Below are 18030 nucleotides of genomic sequence, written 5' to 3' on the forward strand. Positions count from 1 at the left end.
GTCAAGCCGCCCGGGCTGCGGCAGGGCGGCCCGGGCGGCAATGGTGGCAAGGGGGCGGCTCAGGTCCCCCGGATCAGGCGAGTTCGGCCAGCCTCTCGAGCGCGACGCGCAGTTTCGCGGCCTCTTCGGTCTTGGCGGCGACCAGGTCCCTGGTTTCCTCGACCACGTCCTCGGGGGCGCTTTCGACGAATTTCGGGTTCTTCAACCGGCCTTCGAGCCCCTTGAGGTCCTTTTCCAGCTTGGAAAGCGTCTTTTCCAGCCGCGCCTTTTCCTCGGCCACGTCGATGATGCCCTCAAGCGGCAGGGCAAAGGCGCCGCCCTCGACCGCGATGGTCACGCAGCCCTTGGGCAGGGTCTTCGCCTCGGTCAGGCTTTCGATCCGGGCCATGCGCTGGATCATCGCCTCGTTCCGCGTCCAAGCGGTTTTGCCCGCCTCGTCCAGCTCGGTGTAAAGCATCGCGATCTTGGCGCCCGCGGGCACGTTCATCTGGGCCCGGGCCGAGCGGATTTCCTCGATCAGCGCGATCACCCAGTTCATCTCGCGGTCGGCGCCCGCGTCGATCAGATCGGCGCCATAGGCGGGCCAGTCGGCATGAACCAGCATCTTCGCCCGTTCGGCGGTCGTGCCCCAGAGTTCCTCGGTGATATAGGGCATGATCGGGTGCAGCAGGATCAGGCACTGGTCGATGACCCAGGCCATGGTCGCTCGCGTCTCGGCCTTCTGCGCGTGGGTCCCGTCCATCAGCAGCGGTTTCGAGAATTCCACATACCAGTCGCAGACCTTGCCCCAGACAAAGGCATAAAGCGCATTGGCGGCGTCGTTGAAGCGATAGGCCGCCAGCGCCTCGTCGACCGCCTCGCGGACGCGCGCAACCTCGCCCACGATCCACTTGTTCACGGTCTCGGTGGGGGCGGGGATGTCCCCGGTGGGCGCATAGCCTTCGAAGACCCCGTTCATCTCGGCAAAGCGGGTGGCGTTCCAGATCTTGGTGCCGAAGTTGCGATAACCCGCGATCCGGCTGGTCGAAAGCTTCAGGTCGCGGCCCATCGCCGCCATGGCGGTCAGGGTGAAGCGCACCGCATCGGCGCCGTATTCGTCGATCAGCTCCAGCGGGTCGAGCACGTTGCCCAAGCTTTTCGACATCTTCTTGCCCTTCTCGTCGCGGACGAGGGCATGGACATAGACGGTGTGGAACGGGATCTGGTCGACCACGGCCAGCTGCATCATCATCATCCGGGCGACCCAGAAGAAGATGATGTCGAAGCCGGTGATCAGCACATCGGTCGGGAAGTATTTCGCCAGTTCAGGGGTCTTCTCGGGCCAGCCCAGCGTGCCGATGGGCCAGAGCCCCGACGAGAACCAGGTGTCGAGGACATCGGGGTCGCGCCAGACCGGATAGATCAGCCCGGTCGGGTCCTGGCTGAGATTGTAATCCGCGAGGCTCTCGGCCAGCGCCTCTTCGGCTTCGGCGCGGCCCGCGACCTCGACCACCCGCATCGCATGCAGGGGCGCCGGCAGACCGGCAAGCACGTCCTGGAACTGCGCCCGGACCGTCTCGAAATCGGCGGCACAGTGATGGCGCGCGCCGCGCTGGACGAAGCCCTCATTGAGCAGGCGGAAGAGCTCGACATCGTCGAGCGCGTTGTCGCCCTCGTCATCGGTGAAATGGGACGCGTCGAGGTCGAGCCCGTACCACACCGGGATCTGGTGCCCCCACCAGAGCTGGCGGCTGATGCACCAGGGCTCGATATTCTCCAGCCAGTGGAAATAGGTCTTGGCGTCGCGTTCGGGCAGGATGCGGGTGTAGCCGGCCTTCTCGTCGAAGGTGCCCGCCTCCTGCGCGGCCATGCCCTTGCGGACGGCGTCGAGCGCGGGGCCCACGATCTTCTGCGTGTCGACGAACCACTGGTCGGTCAGATAGGGCTCTATGGCGGCTTTGGACCGGTCGCCATGGGGCACCATGTGCCTGTCGCTGTCGATCCCGTCGAGCCAGCCCTGCGCCTCGGCCTCGGCGACGATGGCCTTGCGCGCCTCGTAGCGGTCGAGCCCGTCGAACCGCGCGATGCAATCGGCCACCAGCGCCGCGTCGCAGCCCTCGGCGAAATCGGCATTGTCCTTCAGGAACATCGCGGCGCGGGTCGACATGATGTTGATGGCCCGAAGCCCCGTGCGCTGACCGACGCCCCAGTCGTTGAAATCATGCGCGGGCGTGATCTTGACGGCGCCGGTGCCCTTGGTCGGGTCGGCATAGTCGTCGGCCACGATCGGGATCGACCGGCCACACAGCGGCAGCCGCACGGTCTTGCCGATCAAGTGCCGGTAGCGCGCGTCCTCGGGGTGCACGGCAACGCCGGTATCGCCCAGCATGGTTTCGGGGCGGGTGGTGGCGACGACCAGATAATCGCGGGTCTCGAAGGCGGTGGGTTTGCCCTCTTCGTCGAATTCGACCGGGTGCTCGTAGGTCGCGCCATCCTCCAGCGGATAGCGCAGGCGCCACATGTTGCCGTCGACCTCGACCTGCTCGACCTCGAGATCGGAAATCGCGGTCTCGAAATGGGGGTCCCAGTTCACCAGCCGCTTGCCGCGATAGATGAGGCCCTTGTTGTACATGTCCACGAAGACCTTGATGACGGCATCGTGGAAATTGCCGTCCTCGCCCGCAGGCGCGCCGGGGGCGCCGGACATGGTGAAGGCGTTGCGCGACCAGTCGCAGGAGGCGCCCAGGCGCTTGAGCTGGTTGATGATGGTGCCGCCCGACTGGCCCTTCCAGTCCCAGACCTTTTCAAGGAATTTCTCGCGGCCCATCTCGCGGCGGCCGGGATTGCCTTCCTTCGCCAGTTGCCGTTCCACGACCATCTGGGTCGCGATGCCCGCATGGTCCTGACCCGGCTGCCACAGCGTGTCGAAGCCGCGCATCCGGTGCCAGCGCACCAGAATGTCCTGCAGCGTGTTGTTGAAGGCATGACCCATATGCAGGCTGCCGGTCACGTTCGGCGGCGGGATCATGATGCAGAAGGTCTCGGGGCGCGAGGCATTCGCTCCGGCGGTGAAGCAGCCGGCCTTTTCCCAGGCCTCGTAAAGGCGCGGTTCCGCCGTTGCGGCGTCGAAAGTCTTTTCCATGGGCATCGGAGGTCCCTTGCATCGAATTGGGCTGCGGCGTGATTAGCGAAAGGCGGCGCCAAGGCCAAGCCCTCTGGACAGATGCCCCCCTGCCGCTACCCTCGCCGCAACAGGGAGGACAGGACAGATGGATACGAAATTCGGCAAGAGCCAGACCGGCGTGCGGTTCGAGGATCTGCGCTTTCTGACCGGCCAGGGGCGCTATGTCGACGATATCGCCCCGGCCTCGGCGCTGCATGCGGTGTTTCTGCGCAGCCCGGTCGCCCATGCCGAGATCCGCGCGCTGGATGTCGGCCGGGCGGCCGTGGCGCCCGGGGTCGTGGCGGTGCTGACCGCGGCCGATCTGGCGGCGGCCGGGGTCGATCTGTCGATGCGCGCGAGTGTGGTCACCAATCGCGACGGCAGCACGGGCGCCGCGCCCGCGCGGCCCGTGCTGGCCCGGGACCGCGTGCGCTTCGTCGGCGAGGCGATGGCCGTGGTGATCGCCGAGACCCCGCTGGCCGCCAAGGATGCCGCCGAAGAGATCGAGTTCGACCTGCACGATCTGGACCCGCACCTGGCGCTGACCGTGGGCGGGCCGCAGATCCATGCCGAGGCGCCGCTGAACCTTGCCTATGACTGGGCGATGGGCGACGAGGCGGCGGTGCACGAGGCGTTCCGCTCGGCGGCGCATACGGTGCGGCTGGAGGTTCCGGACAATCGGGTGATCGTCAATGCGATGGAGCCGCGCGGCGCCTGGGCCGAGTGGTCGGACGGGCGGCTGCATCTGTGCGTGAACGGGCAGGGGGTCTGGGGGCAGAAGGCCAAGCTGGCGGCGATGCTGGGGCTGCCCGAAGACGCGGTGCGGGTGACCAACCCCGATGTCGGCGGCGGTTTCGGGATGAAGGCGATGAGCTATCCCGAATATTACGTCATCGCCCATGCCGCGCGGGCGCTTGGCCGGCCGGTGCGCTGGATGTCGGACCGGACCGAGGCGATGCTGACCGACAATGCGGGGCGCGATCTCGTCTCGGTGGTCGAAATCGCCTTCGATGCCGGGCACCGCATCACCGGCTACAGGGTCGAGACGATTTCCAACCTGGGTGCCTACAATTCCGAATTCGCCCAGCTGATCCAGTCAGAGCTGTTCTCGAAGGTGCTGACCGGGGTCTACGACATTCCGGCGGCCTATCTGGCGGTGAAGGGCGTCTATACCAACACCACGCAGGTCGACGCCTATCGCGGCGCCGGGCGGCCCGAGGCGATCTACGCGCTCGAACGCACGATGGATCTTGCGGCCCGCGAACTGGGCATCGACCCCTGGGAGCTTCGGCGGCGGAATTTCATCGCGCCCGCGGCCTTCCCCTACCGCACGGCCACCGGCGAGACCTACGATGTGGGCGATTTCGCCCGGGTTCTGGCGCGCGTCGAGGCGGTCGCCGACCGTGCGGGCTTTGCCGCGCGCAAGGCCGAAAGCGCGGCGCGCGGGCGGCTTCGGGGGCTTGGGCTGTGCTTTTACATCGAGTCGATCCTCGGCGATCCGACCGAAGGCGCCGAGATCGAGTTCTGCGCGGATGGCACGGTCAATCTTTATGTCGGCACCCAGTCGAACGGGCAGGGGCACGAGACGGTCTATGCCCGCTTTCTGGCCGACCGGACCGGGCTTCCGGTCGAGGCGATCCGGGTGATCCAGGGCGACAGCGACCGCATCGCCTCGGGCGGCGGGACCGGCGGGTCGCGCTCGGTCACCACCCAGGCCAGCGCGACGCTCGCGGCGGTCGAGGTCATGGTCGCGGCGTTCACGCCGTTCCTGGCGGCCGAGATGGGCGTCGATCCCGGGGTGCTCGGCTTCGACGAGGGCCGGTTCCGGGCGCCGGGCTCGAACCTGACGCCGGGGCTGATCGAGGCGGCGGCGATGGCGCGGGCGGCGGGGCGGACGGATCTGTTGCGCCACCGCGCGGCCTACACCCTGCCGGGACGCTCCTATCCCAACGGCGCCCATGTCGCCGAGGTCGAAATCGACCCCGAGACCGGCGAGACGCGGGTGCTGCGCTACGCGGTGACCGACGATTTCGGCAATCTGGTCAATCCGCGTCTGGCCGAGGGGCAGGTCCATGGCGGGGTGGCGCAGGGGCTCGGCCAGGCGCTCTGCGAACGGGTGGTGCATGATGACTACGGCCAGCTTCTGACCGCGAGTTTCATGGACTATGCCATGCCCCGTGCCGCCGACATGCCGTTCGTGACCTTCACGACCGAACCCGTGCCCTCGACGACGAATCCCCTGGGCATGAAGGGTTGCGGCGAGGCCGGGACGGTGGGGTCGATGGCGGCGGTCGGCAATGCGGTGCTGGACGCGCTCTGGGACAAGGGGGTGCGCCGGGCCGACATGCCGTTCACCCCGGAACGGGTCTGGCGCCTGCTGCAGTCCGCTGCCTGACGCCCTCCCCGCGAGGCCACGAATTTTCGCAGAAAATTCGGACCGGTCGTCCTTGGCGGACGCCCGGTGCCGCGTCGCTCAGGCGACCTTTTCCAGATGCGCCTCGGGCAGCACGCCCAGCGCATGACAGATGTCGCGCGTCAGGTACGGCTTGTTCAGCGTGTAGAAGTGGAAATCCCGCACGCCCCCGTCCATCAGCTCGGTGCAAAGCTCGGTCGCCATCGCCTTGCCCAGAAGCTCTTCGCGGCCGTCGCGGATCGCGGTCTGGAAGGCCTCGTCGATGCCCGGCGGCACATGCGCCCCGCAGCGCTCGGCAAAGCGGCGCACGCCCGCCCATTTCTCGATCGGCAGGATGCCGGGGATGATCTTCGCGCCGTCGATCCCCTGCTTCTCGCAGGCATCGCGGAACCGGAAGAAGGTCTCGGCCTCGAAGAAGAACTGGGTAATGGCCGAATCCGCGCCCGCCTCGAACTTGCGTTTCAGCCAGAGCACATCGGCATCGGCCGATCCCGCCTCGGGATGCGGGTCGGGATAGGCGCCGACGCGCAGGCGGAACTTGCCGGTCGCGGCCAGCGCCTCGATCAGCTCGCAGGAATTGGCAAAACCCTCGGGATGCGGACGGAACGCGCCCTGGTCCTTCGGCGGGTCGCCCCGCAGCGCGACGATCTCGGTCACGCCCGCCGCCGCATAGGAGTCGGCGATTTCCAGCGTCTCGGCCCGGGTGGCATCCACGCAGGTCAGATGCGCCGCCACGTTCAGCTTGTAATGATTGTGGATCGTCGCCACCGCCTCATGGGTCAGCTTTCGGGTGGTCCCGCCCGCCCCGTAGGTTACAGACACGAAGGCGGGTTTCAGCGGCGCCAGCGCCTGAGCGGCCTCCCAGAGGCGAAAGCTCGCCTCCAGCGACTGGGGCGGAAAGAATTCGAAGGATACGCGCGGGGCAGTCATCGGCTGGCACTCCGTGAGGTCTCGAAGGGTGCAGCCTTGTCGCACAGCCGGGACTGTGAAACAAACTCATAGTTCTCAAGATCAATATGAGCCGGGCAACAGGATGTATCTGGAACTGCGCCATCTCAGGACCATCAAGGCGATCCATGACGCGGGCGGGCTGGCACGCGCGGCCGACCGGCTGAACATCACCCAATCGGCGCTCAGCCATCAGGTGAAGGGGCTCGAAGAGCAAGTCGGCATGGAGCTTTTCGTTCGCCGCACCAAGCCCTTGCGGCTGTCCGCTGCGGGGCTGAAACTCCTGCGCACCGCCGAGCGCGTGCTGCCCGAGATCGCCGCGCTGCAGGCCGATTTCGCGGGCATGACCTCGGGCCGGTCCGGGCGGCTGCATATCGCGCTCGAATGCCATGCCTGCTACGACTGGCTGCTGCCGGTGCTCGATAGCTTCCGCAAGGCCTGGCCCGAGATCGATGTCGACATCCGCCCGGGCCTGTCCTTCGACGCGATGCCCGCGCTCGCGCGCGAAGAGGTCGATCTGGTGCTGTCATCGGACCCCGAGGACATCGACGGCATCGGCTTCGTGCCGCTTTTCGACTATGAGCCGGTCTTTCTCTGCGCCGCCGGCCATCCGCTGGCCGAAAAGCCCTTCATCGAGGCCGAGGATTTCCGCGGCGAGACGCTGATCACCTATCCGGTCGAACGCGCGCGGCTCGACGTCTTCACCGGGCTCCTCACGCCCGCCCGGGTCGAGCCGCTGGCCCAGCGTCAGGTCGAGCTGACCGCCGTGATCCTGATGCTTGTCGCCTCGGGCCGGGGCGTCACCGTGCTGCCCGACTGGGTGGTGCGCGAGGCCCGCGCCAGTGCCGATTTCGCGGTGCGGCCGCTGACCGGGACCGGGCTGACCAAGCGGATGTATGCCGCGACCCGGGCCGAGGATGCGGCGCGGCCCTTCATGGCGCATTTCGTGCGGCTCGCGCGCAGCGAACCGGTCAAGCTGCAACGCGGCGCGGCCGGGTAGGGCGGCCCCCGCCATGCCATTTTCCTTGGCACCGGGCGCGCCCGCGTGTATGGCCCGCGGCAAGACCGAAGGAGACCCCCATGCAAGGCAGTGCAAACCTCAACATCATGATCAAGGCCGCCCGCAAGGCCGGGCGCGCGCTGGTCAAGGACTTCCGCGAGGTCGAGAACCTGCAGGTCTCGATGAAGGGGGCGGGCGATTTCGTCAGCCGGGCCGATACCGCCGCCGAGGACATCCTGCGGCAGGAACTGCGCGGCGCGCGCCCGACCTATGGCTGGCTCGGCGAGGAAACCGGCGGCGAGGATGGCGACGACCCGACGCGCCGCTGGATCGTCGATCCGCTGGACGGCACCACCAACTTCCTGCACGGGCTGCCGCACTGGGCGGTGTCGATCGCGCTGGAACACAAGGGCGAGATCGTCTCGGCCGTGGTCTTCGATGCCGCCAAGGATGAACTCTATTTCGCCGAGAAGGGCGCGGGCGCCTGGATGAACGACCGCCGCCTGCGGGTGTCGTCACGGTCGCGCATGATCGAGGCGATCTTTGCCACCGGCGTGCCCTTCGCCGCCAAGCGCACGCTGCCCGCGACCCTGCAGGATCTGGCGCGGCTGATGCCCAATTGCGCAGGCGTCCGGCGCTGGGGGGCGGCGTCGCTCGATCTGGCCTATGTGGCGGCGGGCCGCTACGACGGCTACTGGGAACGCGAACTGCACGCCTGGGACATCGCCGCAGGGCTCTTGCTGGTGCGCGAGGCGGGCGGCTTCGTCGGGCCGATCCACGAAGGGCGCAACCCGTTGGATCACGGCGAGCTGCTGGTCGCCAACGAGGCGATCTACGATCAGTTCGCCAAGGTCATCCGGGCCACCTGAAAAACCCGGCAGCGCCATTTTCCGGTCAGGTTTCAAGGCCATCCCTGACCCCCTGAACCGGGGGCAGAGGAGGCAGGCCATGACCCAGGACAAAGCGCGTCGGCAAAGCCGCAAGCGTGCGATGCGCCGTTTCGCGGCGTTCGCGGCCGACCGGTCGGGGGCCGTGACCGTCGATTGGGTGGTGCTGACCGCCGCCCTCGTCGGAGCCTGCATTGCGATGGTCTCGTCGATCCAGTCGGGCCTCGTGTCGCTGGGCGGGGATGTCGGCGGCGCGCTGACCAGCGCCAATGTGCAGACCCTCGACACGCTTGGCGGGGCCGAGTGACCGACCGGGGCCGCGCCCAAACCCGGTGCGACGGCAGCCGATCTAGGGGCGGTCGCTTGGATGGTTCACGCCGTCGCTCCAGGGCACCTCGCCCAGATCGCGGGGATTGACGCCCTCGAGCGCACCGACATTGACGCCATATTCGTTGGGATCGGACCGCCTGCGGTGATGGGTGTAGATGCCGCAGGTCGGGCAGAAGTAATGTTTGGCCGTGCAGCTGCCCCATTGATACAGGCTCAGCCGATCGGCGCCCCGTACCACCCGCAGCTTGTCCAGCGGCACCGTGGCCATGATCGCACCGCGCCTTCGGCAATAGGAACAGTCGCAGCGCCGGGCCGTGGTCAGCCCTTCGGACAGCTCGACCTCAAGCTCGATGGCGCCGCAATGGCAGGTCAGGCGGGTCATCGGCGTCTCCGGACACGGGGGATGCTGGTCGGGCTGTAGACCGCGACCGGGTGGGGCGGCGACCCGGACGTGCGGCCCCAGAACTCCGGGCCGCCCAGCCTCAGCCACAGCGGCAGGGTCAAGGCGAGACCTGCGAGAAACCCGCCCGAATGCGCCCAGTAGGCGACCCCGCCCTCACCTGTCGGGGCCGAGACCCCCGAATAGAGCTGAAGCCCGAACCAGAGCCCCAGCATCAGCCAGGCGGGCACCGGGATCACCCGGAAGATCACGACGAGGATGATCAGGATATCGACGCGGGCCTTCGGGAACAGCAAGAGATACCCCCCCATCACCGCCGCGATGGCCCCCGAGGCGCCCACCACCGGCACGGGCGAGCCCGGGTCGATGACATATTGAAACAGCGCCGCCGCGACCCCGCCCGCGAGATAGAACAGCAAGAAGCCCAGATGCCCGAACCGGTCTTCCATGTTGTCGCCGAAGATCCACAGAAACAGCATGTTGCCCGCCAGATGCAGCACCCCGCCATGCAGGAACATCGAGGTCAAAAGCCCGGTCCAGTCGCCCGATTGCGACATCAGCGCGGGCACCATCCCCCAGGTCTGGAAGAAGGCGTTCACCGCCCGCGGGTCGGAAAAGAGCGGCAGATAGGACAGGAATACCGCCACATTCACGCCGATCAGCGCCAGGGTGACGATGGGAAAGCGGCTCGACGGGTTGTGGTCACGCAACGGGAACATGGCAGAAGGCTAGCGGGCGCGCCGGGGCCGTCAAGCCGAACCGGCGCGCGCCAGCAGCGCGGCATTGCCGCCCGCCGCCGTCGTGTCGACGCAAAGGTGCCGCTCGTGCCGGGCATGGGCCGGATCGGGCATCCCGGCGATCAGCGGCAGGATCGGCCCGTCGCGCTGGGCCAGGGCCTGCGCATAGGCGCGCCCGGTCTCGGCATCGCCCCACCAGAGCGCCCCCGAAATGCCCTCGGCCGCCGTCAGCGCGGCCGGATCGAGCCGCCCCTCGACCGCGACCGCCGCCCCGCCGAGCGCGCGCACCGCTTCGGCCTGCGCCGCCGCCGCAGCCTCCCCCGGCCCGAGGCACAAAAGGGGTGGCCGCGCCCGGGTCGTCAGCCGGTTCGATTCGCCGGTCGGTCCGGGCAGATCCAGCGTTTCGGGACCGCGCGCCGGGCTGGCCGCGCGCAGGGCCGCCTCGACCGCCTCGGGCGCGGCCGGAGTGCCGCCTGCGGGCTCGGAGGTGCTCAGCGCCTCGGGGGCCGCGCGTTCGGTGAAGCGGGGCAGGTAATGCGGCCCGCCCGCCTTGGGGCCTGTGCCCGAAAGCCCCTCGCCGCCGAAGGGCTGGCTGCCGACCACCGCGCCGATCTGGTTGCGGTTGACGTACAGATTGCCGACGCAAAGCCGGTCGGCCAGATGCTGCACGCGGTCGTCGATCCGGCTGTGCAGCCCGAAGGTCAGGCCATAGCCGGTCGCGTTGATGGCCGCGATCACCCGGTCCAGATCGGCGCCCGCGAAGGTTGCCACATGCAGCACCGGGCCGAACACCTCGCGCTCGATCGCCTCGATGCCCGCCACCCTGATCGCGACCGGCGCCTGGAAATGCCCCTCGCGCGGGGTCTTGCCTTCCCAGATCACCCGCCCCTCGGCGCGCGCGGCCGCCACATAGGTCGCAATCCCGGCATGGGCCTCGGCGTCGATCAGCGGACCCAGATCGGTCGAGAGTGCCCAGGGATCGCCGACCCGCAGCTCGGCCATCGCGCCCTTCAGCATCTCGAGAAAGCCGGGCGCGATGTCTTCCTGCACGTACAGACAGCGCAGCGCCGAACAGCGTTGCCCGGCCGACTGGAAGGCCGAGGCGATGACGTCGCGGACCGCCTGTTCGGGCAGGGCGGTGCTGTCGACGATCATGGCGTTCAGCCCGCCGGTCTCGGCGATCAGCGGCGTGCCGGGGGCCATGTGCTCTGCCATCGCGCGCTGGATCAGCCGGGCGGTCTCGGTCGAGCCGGTGAAGGCCACGCCGGTGGCGCGCGGGTCCGAGGTCAGCCGTGCGCCGATCTGCCCGTCGCCCGGCAGAAGCTGCAGGCATTCGGGCGGAACGCCCGCCTCGTGCAGGAGCCTGACCGCCAGATGCGCGATCAGCGGGGTCTGTTCGGCGGGCTTGGCGATCACCGCATTGCCCGCGGCCAGCGCTGCGGCGATCTGCCCGGTGAAGATCGCCAGCGGAAAGTTCCAGGGCGAGATGCAGACGAAAAGCCCGCGCGCGGGCGCATCGAGCGTCTCGATCCGCGAGGCGTAGTAGCGCAGGAAATCGACCGCCTCGCGCAGCTCGCCCACCGCGTCGGGCAGGGTCTTGCCGGCCTCGCGCGCCAGAAGCGCGAAGATCTCGCCGAAATGCGCCTCGTAAAGGTCGGCCGCCTGCCGCAGGATCTCGGCGCAGCGGGTTTCGGGGATGTTCCAGGGCCGGGCATGGGCCAGCGCCGTGCCGACATCGCGCAGCGAGGCGTCCTGCACCCAGCCGACCAGATCCTTCGGGTCCGAGGGGCTGTGGCGCGGCTGGCCGGGCTCGGCGCGGACCGGTCCGGCCAGAAGCGGGGCGGCATTGACATGGGCGGTGCGCTGGGCCGTGCGCGCCTCGTCGATACGAGCCAGATGCGGCCCGTGCGCCAGATCCCAGCCGCGCGAATTGCGCCGCTCGGGCGCGAACAGCGCAGGCCCCGGCAGGATCTCGGGGTTGGCGGGCTCGTCAAGCCGCGCCTCGAGCTCGGACAGCGGGTCGGCCACCACCACTTCGGGCGGGACGCTGGTATCGACGATGCGGTTGACGAAGGACGAGTTGGCGCCGTTCTCCAGCAGCCTGCGCACCAGATAGGCCAGCAGGTCGCGATGCGCGCCGACCGGGGCATAGATCCGGCAGCGCGTGCCCAGCCCCTTGTCCATGACGATCTGGTGCAGCGCCTCGCCCATGCCGTGCAGGCGCTGGAACTCGAAGCTCTCTGGGTCGGGGGCCATGTCGAGGATCGCCGCCACCGTATGCGCGTTATGGGTCGCGAATTGCGGATAGATCCGGTCGGTCATCCGCAACAGCTTGCGGGCATTGGCGATATAGCTGACATCGGTCGCGGCCTTGCGGGTGAAGACCGGAAAGCCCTCGACGCCCGCGACCTGGGCGCGCTTGATCTCGCTGTCCCAATAGGCGCCCTTGACCAGCCGCACCATCAGCCGCCGGTCGTGCTTCTGCGCCAGCGCGTAAAGCGCGTCGATCACCAGACCCGCGCGCGGGCCATAGGCCTGAACGACCACGCCGAACCCGTCCCATCCCGCCAGCCGCTCGTCCGCCAGAACCGCCGCGATCACGTCCAGCGACAGCACCAGCCGGTCGGCCTCCTCGGCGTCGATATTCAGCCCCATGCCCATCGTCCGCGCCTTCAGCGCAAGATCCAGCAGGCGCGGCGCAAGTTCCGCGATCACCCGGTCGCGCTGGGCGACCTCATAGCGCGGATGCAGCGCCGAAAGCTTGATCGAGATGCCCGGATCGGCCCGCACGTCGCCCCGGGTCGCGGCCAGGCCGATCCGCGCGATGGCGCCGGAATAGGCGGTCATGTAGCGCCGGGCGTCGGCCTCGGTGCGGGCGGCCTCGCCCAGCATGTCGTAGGAATAGGTGTATCCCTTGGCCTCCATCTCGGCGGCGCGGGCCAGCGCCGCGTCGATGGTTTCGCCCAGCACGAACTGGCGGCCCATCTCGCGCATGGCGCGCGCGGCCGCCGCGCGGATCACCGGCTCGCCCAGCCGCTTGACCGCGCCCTTCAGCGTTTTCACAAGCCCGCGCTCGTGGCGTTCCAGCACCCGCCCGGTCAACAGCAGCGCCCAGGTCGAGGCATTGACCATCGGCGAGGCCGACCGGCCCAGATGACGGCCCCAGTCCGAGGGCGCGATCTTGTCCTCGATCAGCGCGTCCATGGTGGCCTCGTCGGGCACCCGCAGAAGGGCCTCGGCCAGGCACATCAGCGCGATGCCCTCGTCGGTGGACAGCCCGTATTCGGCCAGAAACACCTCCATCAGCCCGGGCCGGTCCCCGGCGCGGATCTGGTGCACCAGCTCGGCCGCCGCCGCCTCGATCCGCGAGCGGTCCTCGTCATTCAGGCCGGTCGCGGTCAGCAGGGCGTCCAGCGTCGGACCTTCGGGCGCATAGGTGGCCGCCTCGATCCGGTCGCGCAGCGGCAGGGTGTCATCCAGCATGGAAGTCTCTCCGTTTTCAGGCCATCATAGCGGCAAAGCGGCAGGCCGTTCGCCTGCATTTATCTTCCTTTCTAGGCGTTTCGCCCAAAGATAGGGTCCCGTTCATGCCTGATGGCTCGCTGCCCCTCGACCGTTACGACCGCGCGATTCTGCAGATTCTCTCTGCCGAGGGGCGGATTCCCGTGGCCGAACTGGCCCGCCGCATCGGTCTGTCGAAGACCCCGACCCAGGCCCGGCTGCGCCGGCTCGAAACCGAGGGCATCGTCACCGGCTATCGCGCGATGCTGAACCCGATCCGGCTGGGGCTGGCCCATGTCGCCTTTGTCGAGCTGCGGCTGTCCGATACCCGCGAGGCGGCGCTGCGCGACTTCAACGCCGCCGTCCGTGTCATTCCCGAGGTCGAGGAATGCCACATGATCGCGGGCGGGTTCGACTATCTGCTGAAGGTGCGCACCGCCGACATGGCGTCCTATCGCGAGGTCATGGCCGAACGGATTTCGGCGCTGCCCCATGTCGCCAACAGCTCGACCTTCGTGGCGATGGAGGCGGTCAAGGACGCGGCCTTCGCCACGCCGCCGTGACGGGCGATCCCGGATGACAGGCGAAAGGGAGGGGGCGCCCGTCCCGGCGCGTTGGCCTCGCATCGGGATCCGTGGGGCGTGCGCTTGCCAATCATTCCGCTCCTGAGCATCTTCGGCTGGGGCAAGCTTGCGGCCTCGCGCGCGGCCCGTCAAAATCGCGGCGCGCTTCGCTGCCTCGGCAGTTGCGCGCTGGCCGGGGAATGGTAGACAGGTCCCAGGGACCGAGGGCGGCCGCGACCGGGAGATGCGGGTGCCGCCCTGTCCCTGCAACCGCCAGGCAACGCCAGGGGAAGCGTCATGGTTTCACGCGTCATACCGGTCGATCCGTTCGATCTCGTCATCTTTGGCGCGACCGGAGACCTGTCCACCGGCAAGATCCTGCCGGGACTCTATCGCCGCGATGCCGACGGGCAATTGCCGGACGCCGCCCGGATCGTCGGCGCGGCCCGCAGTCCGATGGACGACGAGGGGTTCCGCACCCTGGTGCGCGCCGCGATCCATGCCGCGATCCCCGAGGGGCGGCGCGATGCCGAGGCCGTCGAACGGTTCCTGACGCGGCTCGCTTATGTGGCGGTCGATGCCACCGGCGAGGGCGGCTGGCCCGAGCTCGCCGCCAAGATGCGCCCCGATGTGGTGCAGGCCTATTACTTCTCGGTCGGGCCGGGGCTCTTCGGGGCGCTGGCCGAGCGGCTGCATGCCCATGGCATGAACACCGAAGGCTGCCGGATCGTGGTCGAAAAGCCGTTCGGTCATGACCTCGCCTCGGCCCGGGCGCTGAACGCCACGCTGGCCGCGCATTTCGACGAACATCAGATCTACCGGATCGACCATTATCTGGGCAAGGAGACGGTGCAGAACCTGATGGCGGTCCGCTTCGCCAACATGCTGTTCGAGCCGCTCTGGAACGCGCAATACGTGGATCACATCCAGATCACCGTGGCCGAGACCGTGGGCGTCGCGGGCCGGGGCGGCTATTACGACAAGTCGGGCGCGATGCGCGACATGGTGCAGAACCACATGATGCAGCTTCTGTGCCTGATCGCGATGGAACCGCCCTACGCCTTCGAACCCGATGCCGTGCGCGACGAGAAGCTGAAGGTGATCCGTGCGCTCGACCCGGTGCGCCCGGCCGATATCGTGCGCGGCCAGTATCGGGGCGCGAACGGCAAGACCGGCTATCACGAGGATGTCGAGGATCCCGCCAGCCGCACCGAAAGCTTCATCGCGCTCAAGGCCCATGTCTCGTCCTGGCGCTGGAAGGGCACGGCCTTCTACCTGCGCACCGGCAAGCGGCTCAGGGCGCGCACCTCGGAAATCGCGATCACCTTCAAAGACCCGCCGCATTCGATCTTCGGCGAACAGGAAGGCCACCGCGCCAATGTGCTGGTCATCCGGCTGCAACCCAACGAGGGCATCAAGCTGAAGGTGACCATCAAGGAACCGGGGCCGGGCGGCATGCGTCTGATCGAGGTGCCTCTGGACATGTCCTTCGCCGAGGCACTCGGTCCCAGTGCGCAAGAGATCCCGGACGCCTATGAACGGCTTATCATGGATGTGATCCGCGGCAACCAGACGCTGTTCATGCGCGGCGACGAGGTCGAGGCCGCCTGGGCCTGGACCGATCCGATCATCGCCGCCTGGGAGGCGCGCGGCGACCGGCCCCAGCCCTACGATCCGGGCTCGTCGGGGCCCGAGGATGCGCTGATGCTGCTGCATCGCGACGGTCGGCGCTGGCGGGAGATCCGGCCGTGAAGCTGCTGACCTATCCCGATCTCGAGATGATGATGATTGCGCTTGCCAATGTGCTGGCGGGCGAATTGAACAACGCGCTGTTCCACGAGGACCGGGTCAGCATCGCGCTGCCCGGCGGCACGACGCCGGGGCCGCTTTACGACGATCTTTGCGCCAGCAGCCTTGATTGGTCCCGGGTCCGGGTGCTGCCGACCGACGAACGGCTGGTGGCTCCCGATCACCCGCGCTCGAACGAGGGCATGATCCGGGCGCGGCTTCTGACCGGCAAGGCGGCCGAGGCGCGGTTCATTGGGCTGAGGCCCGGCGCCGACGGCATGGACGGGCTGACCGAGAGGGTGCGCCGGGCGCTGCCGCTGAACGTTCTGGTGCTGGGGATGGGGGACGACATGCATGCCGCCTCGCTTTTCCCCGGCGCGCCCGAACTGGACGCGGCCCTCTCGCCCGAGGCGCCGCCGGTGATGCAGATCACCCCGCCCGGCCAGCCCGAGCCGCGCATCACCCTGACCGCGCCGGTTCTGCAGGGTGCGCTCAGCATCCATATCCTGATCACCGGGGCCGCCAAGCGCGCCGCGCTCGAACAGGCGGCCGAGCTGGCCGATCCGCATCTGGCACCGATCTGCACGGTGCTGAAGGACGCAACGGTCCATTGGACGGAGTAACGACGTGACCCTTTCGACGATCTGGGACCGGCTCGACGCCCAGGCGGGCCGGGTATCGGCACGCGCCATCGCGACGCTCTTTCACGACAGGAACCGCGCCGCGGCCTTTTCGGTCCGGTTCCCCGGCCAGTCCGCGGCCGCCGTACATGGCGAAGAGATGCTGTTCGACTTCTCGAAGACCAATATCGACGAGGACACGCTGGAACTTCTGATCGAGCTGGCCATCGCGGCCGGTGTGCAGGCCCGGCGCGACGCGATGTTCGCGGGCCGCCGGATCAACGAGACCGAGGGCCGGGCGGTGCTGCACACCGCGCTGCGCAATCCCGAGGGCAAGGTCGCGCTTGACGGCCAGGACGTCATGGAAGGCGTGCGCGAGACGCTTCTGAGGATGCGGGGGTTCGCGCGCGAGGTCCGGGGCGGCGGCATTTGCGGGCAGGGCGGGCCGATCACCGATGTCGTCAATATCGGCATCGGCGGGTCGGATCTGGGTCCGGCCATGGCCTGCCTGGCGCTTGCGCCCTTCCATGACGGGCCGCGCTGCCATTTCATCTCGAATGTCGATGGCGCCCATGCCGCCGACACGCTGAAGGATCTGGACCCCGAAACGACGCTGGTCATCGTCGCCTCGAAGACCTTCACCACCATCGAGACCATGACCAATGCCGAGACGGTGCGTGGCTGGATGGCGGCGCGGGTGTCGGACCCCGGGGCGCAATTCGCGGCGCTGTCCTCGGCGCTGGACCGGACCGCCGATTTCGGCATCGCGCCCGAGCGGGTCTTCGGCTTCGAGGACTGGGTCGGCGGGCGCTATTCGATGTGGGGGCCGATCGGTCTGTCGCTGATGATCGCCATCGGCCCCGAGCGTTTCGACGACTTCCTTGCGGGCGGCGCGGCGATGGACGCGCATTTCCGCAGCGCGCCGCTGCGCTCGAACCTGCCGGTGCTGCTGGCGCTGGTCGGGCTCTGGCATGCGCAGGTGCTGGGCCATGCGACGCGCGCGGTGCTGCCCTATGACCAGCGGCTGGCCCGGCTTCCGGCCTATCTCCAGCAGCTTGAAATGGAAAGCAACGGCAAGAGCGTGACCATGAGCGGGCAGGCGGTTTCGCGGCCGACCGGTCCCGTGGTCTGGGGCGAGCCCGGCACCAATGGCCAGCATGCCTTCTATCAGTTGATCCATCAGGGCACCCAGGTCGTGCCCTGCGAATTCCTGGTCGCGGCGCGGGGCCACGAGCCCGAGCTGGCCCATCACCACCGGCTGCTGCTGGCCAACGTGCTGGCCCAGTCCAAGGCCTTGATGGAGGGGCGCGGCCTCGAGGCCGCGCGCGCCATTGCCGAGAAGGCGGGTTTTGTCGGAGACGAGCTGGACCGGCAGGCGCGCCACCGGGTCTTCCCGGGCAACCGGCCCTCGACCACGCTGATCTATCCGCAGCTCACGCCGCGGATGCTGGGCCAGATCGTGGCGCTTTACGAACACCGGGTCTTCACCGAGGGGGTGATCCTGGGCATCAACTCCTTCGACCAGTGGGGGGTCGAGCTTGGCAAGGAACTGGCCAAGTCGCTGGAGCCTCTGCTGGCGGGCGGCGCGCGTCCCGAGACGCTGGACGGCTCGACCGCGCAGCTTCTCGATTTCGTGGCGGCGGCCGGCTGAGGGTCTGACGCGACGGGGGCCGTCCGCCGGGCGACCCGGGACGGGGAAAG

General features: G+C 68.5%; 13 protein-coding genes. 8 read left to right on the forward strand and 5 right to left on the reverse strand.

What is annotated here, in order from left to right:
* Positions 1-73: 73 nt before the first annotated feature.
* Positions 74-3127: a valine--tRNA ligase gene (locus tag C8N38_RS01225; RefSeq protein ID WP_108023115.1), complete on the reverse strand. Its 3054-nt coding sequence runs from the start codon at positions 3125-3127 to the stop codon at positions 74-76.
* Between the two features lie 121 nt (positions 3128-3248).
* Between C8N38_RS01225 and C8N38_RS01230 the strand changes: the two genes are divergently transcribed.
* Positions 3249-5537: a xanthine dehydrogenase family protein molybdopterin-binding subunit gene (locus C8N38_RS01230; protein ID WP_108023117.1), complete on the forward strand. Its 2289-nt coding sequence runs from the start codon at positions 3249-3251 to the stop codon at positions 5535-5537.
* A gap of 78 nt (positions 5538-5615) precedes the next feature.
* Here the strand turns inward: C8N38_RS01230 and metF are convergent, their stop codons facing one another.
* The gene (gene metF / locus C8N38_RS01235) at positions 5616-6485 is read right to left on the reverse strand and encodes a methylenetetrahydrofolate reductase [NAD(P)H] (RefSeq protein WP_108023119.1); all 870 of its coding nucleotides are present in this window, start codon (positions 6483-6485) and stop codon (positions 5616-5618) included.
* A 103-nt stretch (positions 6486-6588) separates the two neighbouring features.
* Here metF and C8N38_RS01240 point away from each other — a divergent pair, with 103 nt between their 5' ends.
* The 3 genes from C8N38_RS01240 to C8N38_RS01250 all read left to right on the forward strand — a co-directional run bounded on the left by C8N38_RS01240 (position 6589) and on the right by C8N38_RS01250 (position 8697).
* Positions 6589-7503: a LysR family transcriptional regulator gene (locus C8N38_RS01240; protein ID WP_108023121.1), complete on the forward strand. Its 915-nt coding sequence runs from the start codon at positions 6589-6591 to the stop codon at positions 7501-7503.
* Positions 7504-7583: 80 nt separating this feature from the next.
* Positions 7584-8372 carry an inositol monophosphatase family protein gene (locus C8N38_RS01245; protein ID WP_108023123.1) on the forward strand — a complete coding sequence of 263 codons (789 nt, stop codon included), beginning with the start codon at positions 7584-7586 and terminating at the stop codon, positions 8370-8372.
* Between the two features lie 79 nt (positions 8373-8451).
* Positions 8452-8697, forward strand: a complete 246-nt coding sequence (locus C8N38_RS01250) for a hypothetical protein (protein ID WP_245895471.1) — start codon at positions 8452-8454, stop codon at positions 8695-8697.
* 42 nt (positions 8698-8739) lie between these two features.
* On the opposite strand, the gene C8N38_RS01255 is transcribed toward C8N38_RS01250, so the two are convergent.
* From C8N38_RS01255 to putA, 3 genes are read right to left on the reverse strand one after another with little or no spacing between them, the layout of a single operon-like run.
* Positions 8740-9102, reverse strand: a complete 363-nt coding sequence (locus tag C8N38_RS01255) for a GFA family protein (RefSeq protein WP_108023125.1) — start codon at positions 9100-9102, stop codon at positions 8740-8742.
* Complete coding sequence (locus C8N38_RS01260; RefSeq protein ID WP_075786418.1) at positions 9099-9839, reverse strand: rhomboid family intramembrane serine protease; 741 nt, start codon at positions 9837-9839, stop codon at positions 9099-9101. The genes C8N38_RS01255 and C8N38_RS01260 overlap by 4 nt, the downstream gene beginning before the upstream one ends.
* Positions 9840-9869: 30 nt before the next feature.
* The gene (gene putA / locus C8N38_RS01265) at positions 9870-13340 is read right to left on the reverse strand and encodes a bifunctional proline dehydrogenase/L-glutamate gamma-semialdehyde dehydrogenase PutA (protein ID WP_108023127.1); all 3471 of its coding nucleotides are present in this window, start codon (positions 13338-13340) and stop codon (positions 9870-9872) included.
* Between the two features lie 104 nt (positions 13341-13444).
* Here putA and C8N38_RS01270 point away from each other — a divergent pair, with 104 nt between their 5' ends.
* From C8N38_RS01270 to pgi, 4 genes are all read left to right on the forward strand, one after another.
* Complete coding sequence (locus C8N38_RS01270) at positions 13445-13921, forward strand: Lrp/AsnC family transcriptional regulator (protein ID WP_108023129.1); 477 nt, start codon at positions 13445-13447, stop codon at positions 13919-13921.
* A gap of 297 nt (positions 13922-14218) precedes the next feature.
* A complete protein-coding gene (gene zwf, locus C8N38_RS01275) occupies positions 14219-15673 on the forward strand; it encodes a glucose-6-phosphate dehydrogenase (protein ID WP_108023131.1) in 1455 nt (484 codons plus the stop codon).
* Entirely contained in the window at positions 15670-16332 is a 663-nt protein-coding gene (pgl, locus tag C8N38_RS01280; protein ID WP_108023134.1) for a 6-phosphogluconolactonase, read from the forward strand. Before zwf ends, pgl begins: the two co-directional genes overlap by 4 nt.
* 4 nt (positions 16333-16336) lie before the next feature.
* Complete coding sequence (pgi, locus tag C8N38_RS01285; protein ID WP_108023136.1) at positions 16337-17980, forward strand: glucose-6-phosphate isomerase; 1644 nt, start codon at positions 16337-16339, stop codon at positions 17978-17980.
* The last annotated feature ends 50 nt before the right edge of the window (positions 17981-18030 follow it).

Source organism: Rhodovulum kholense (genome assembly GCF_003053725.1).
Classification (GTDB): Bacteria; Pseudomonadota; Alphaproteobacteria; order Rhodobacterales; family Rhodobacteraceae; genus Rhodovulum; species Rhodovulum kholense.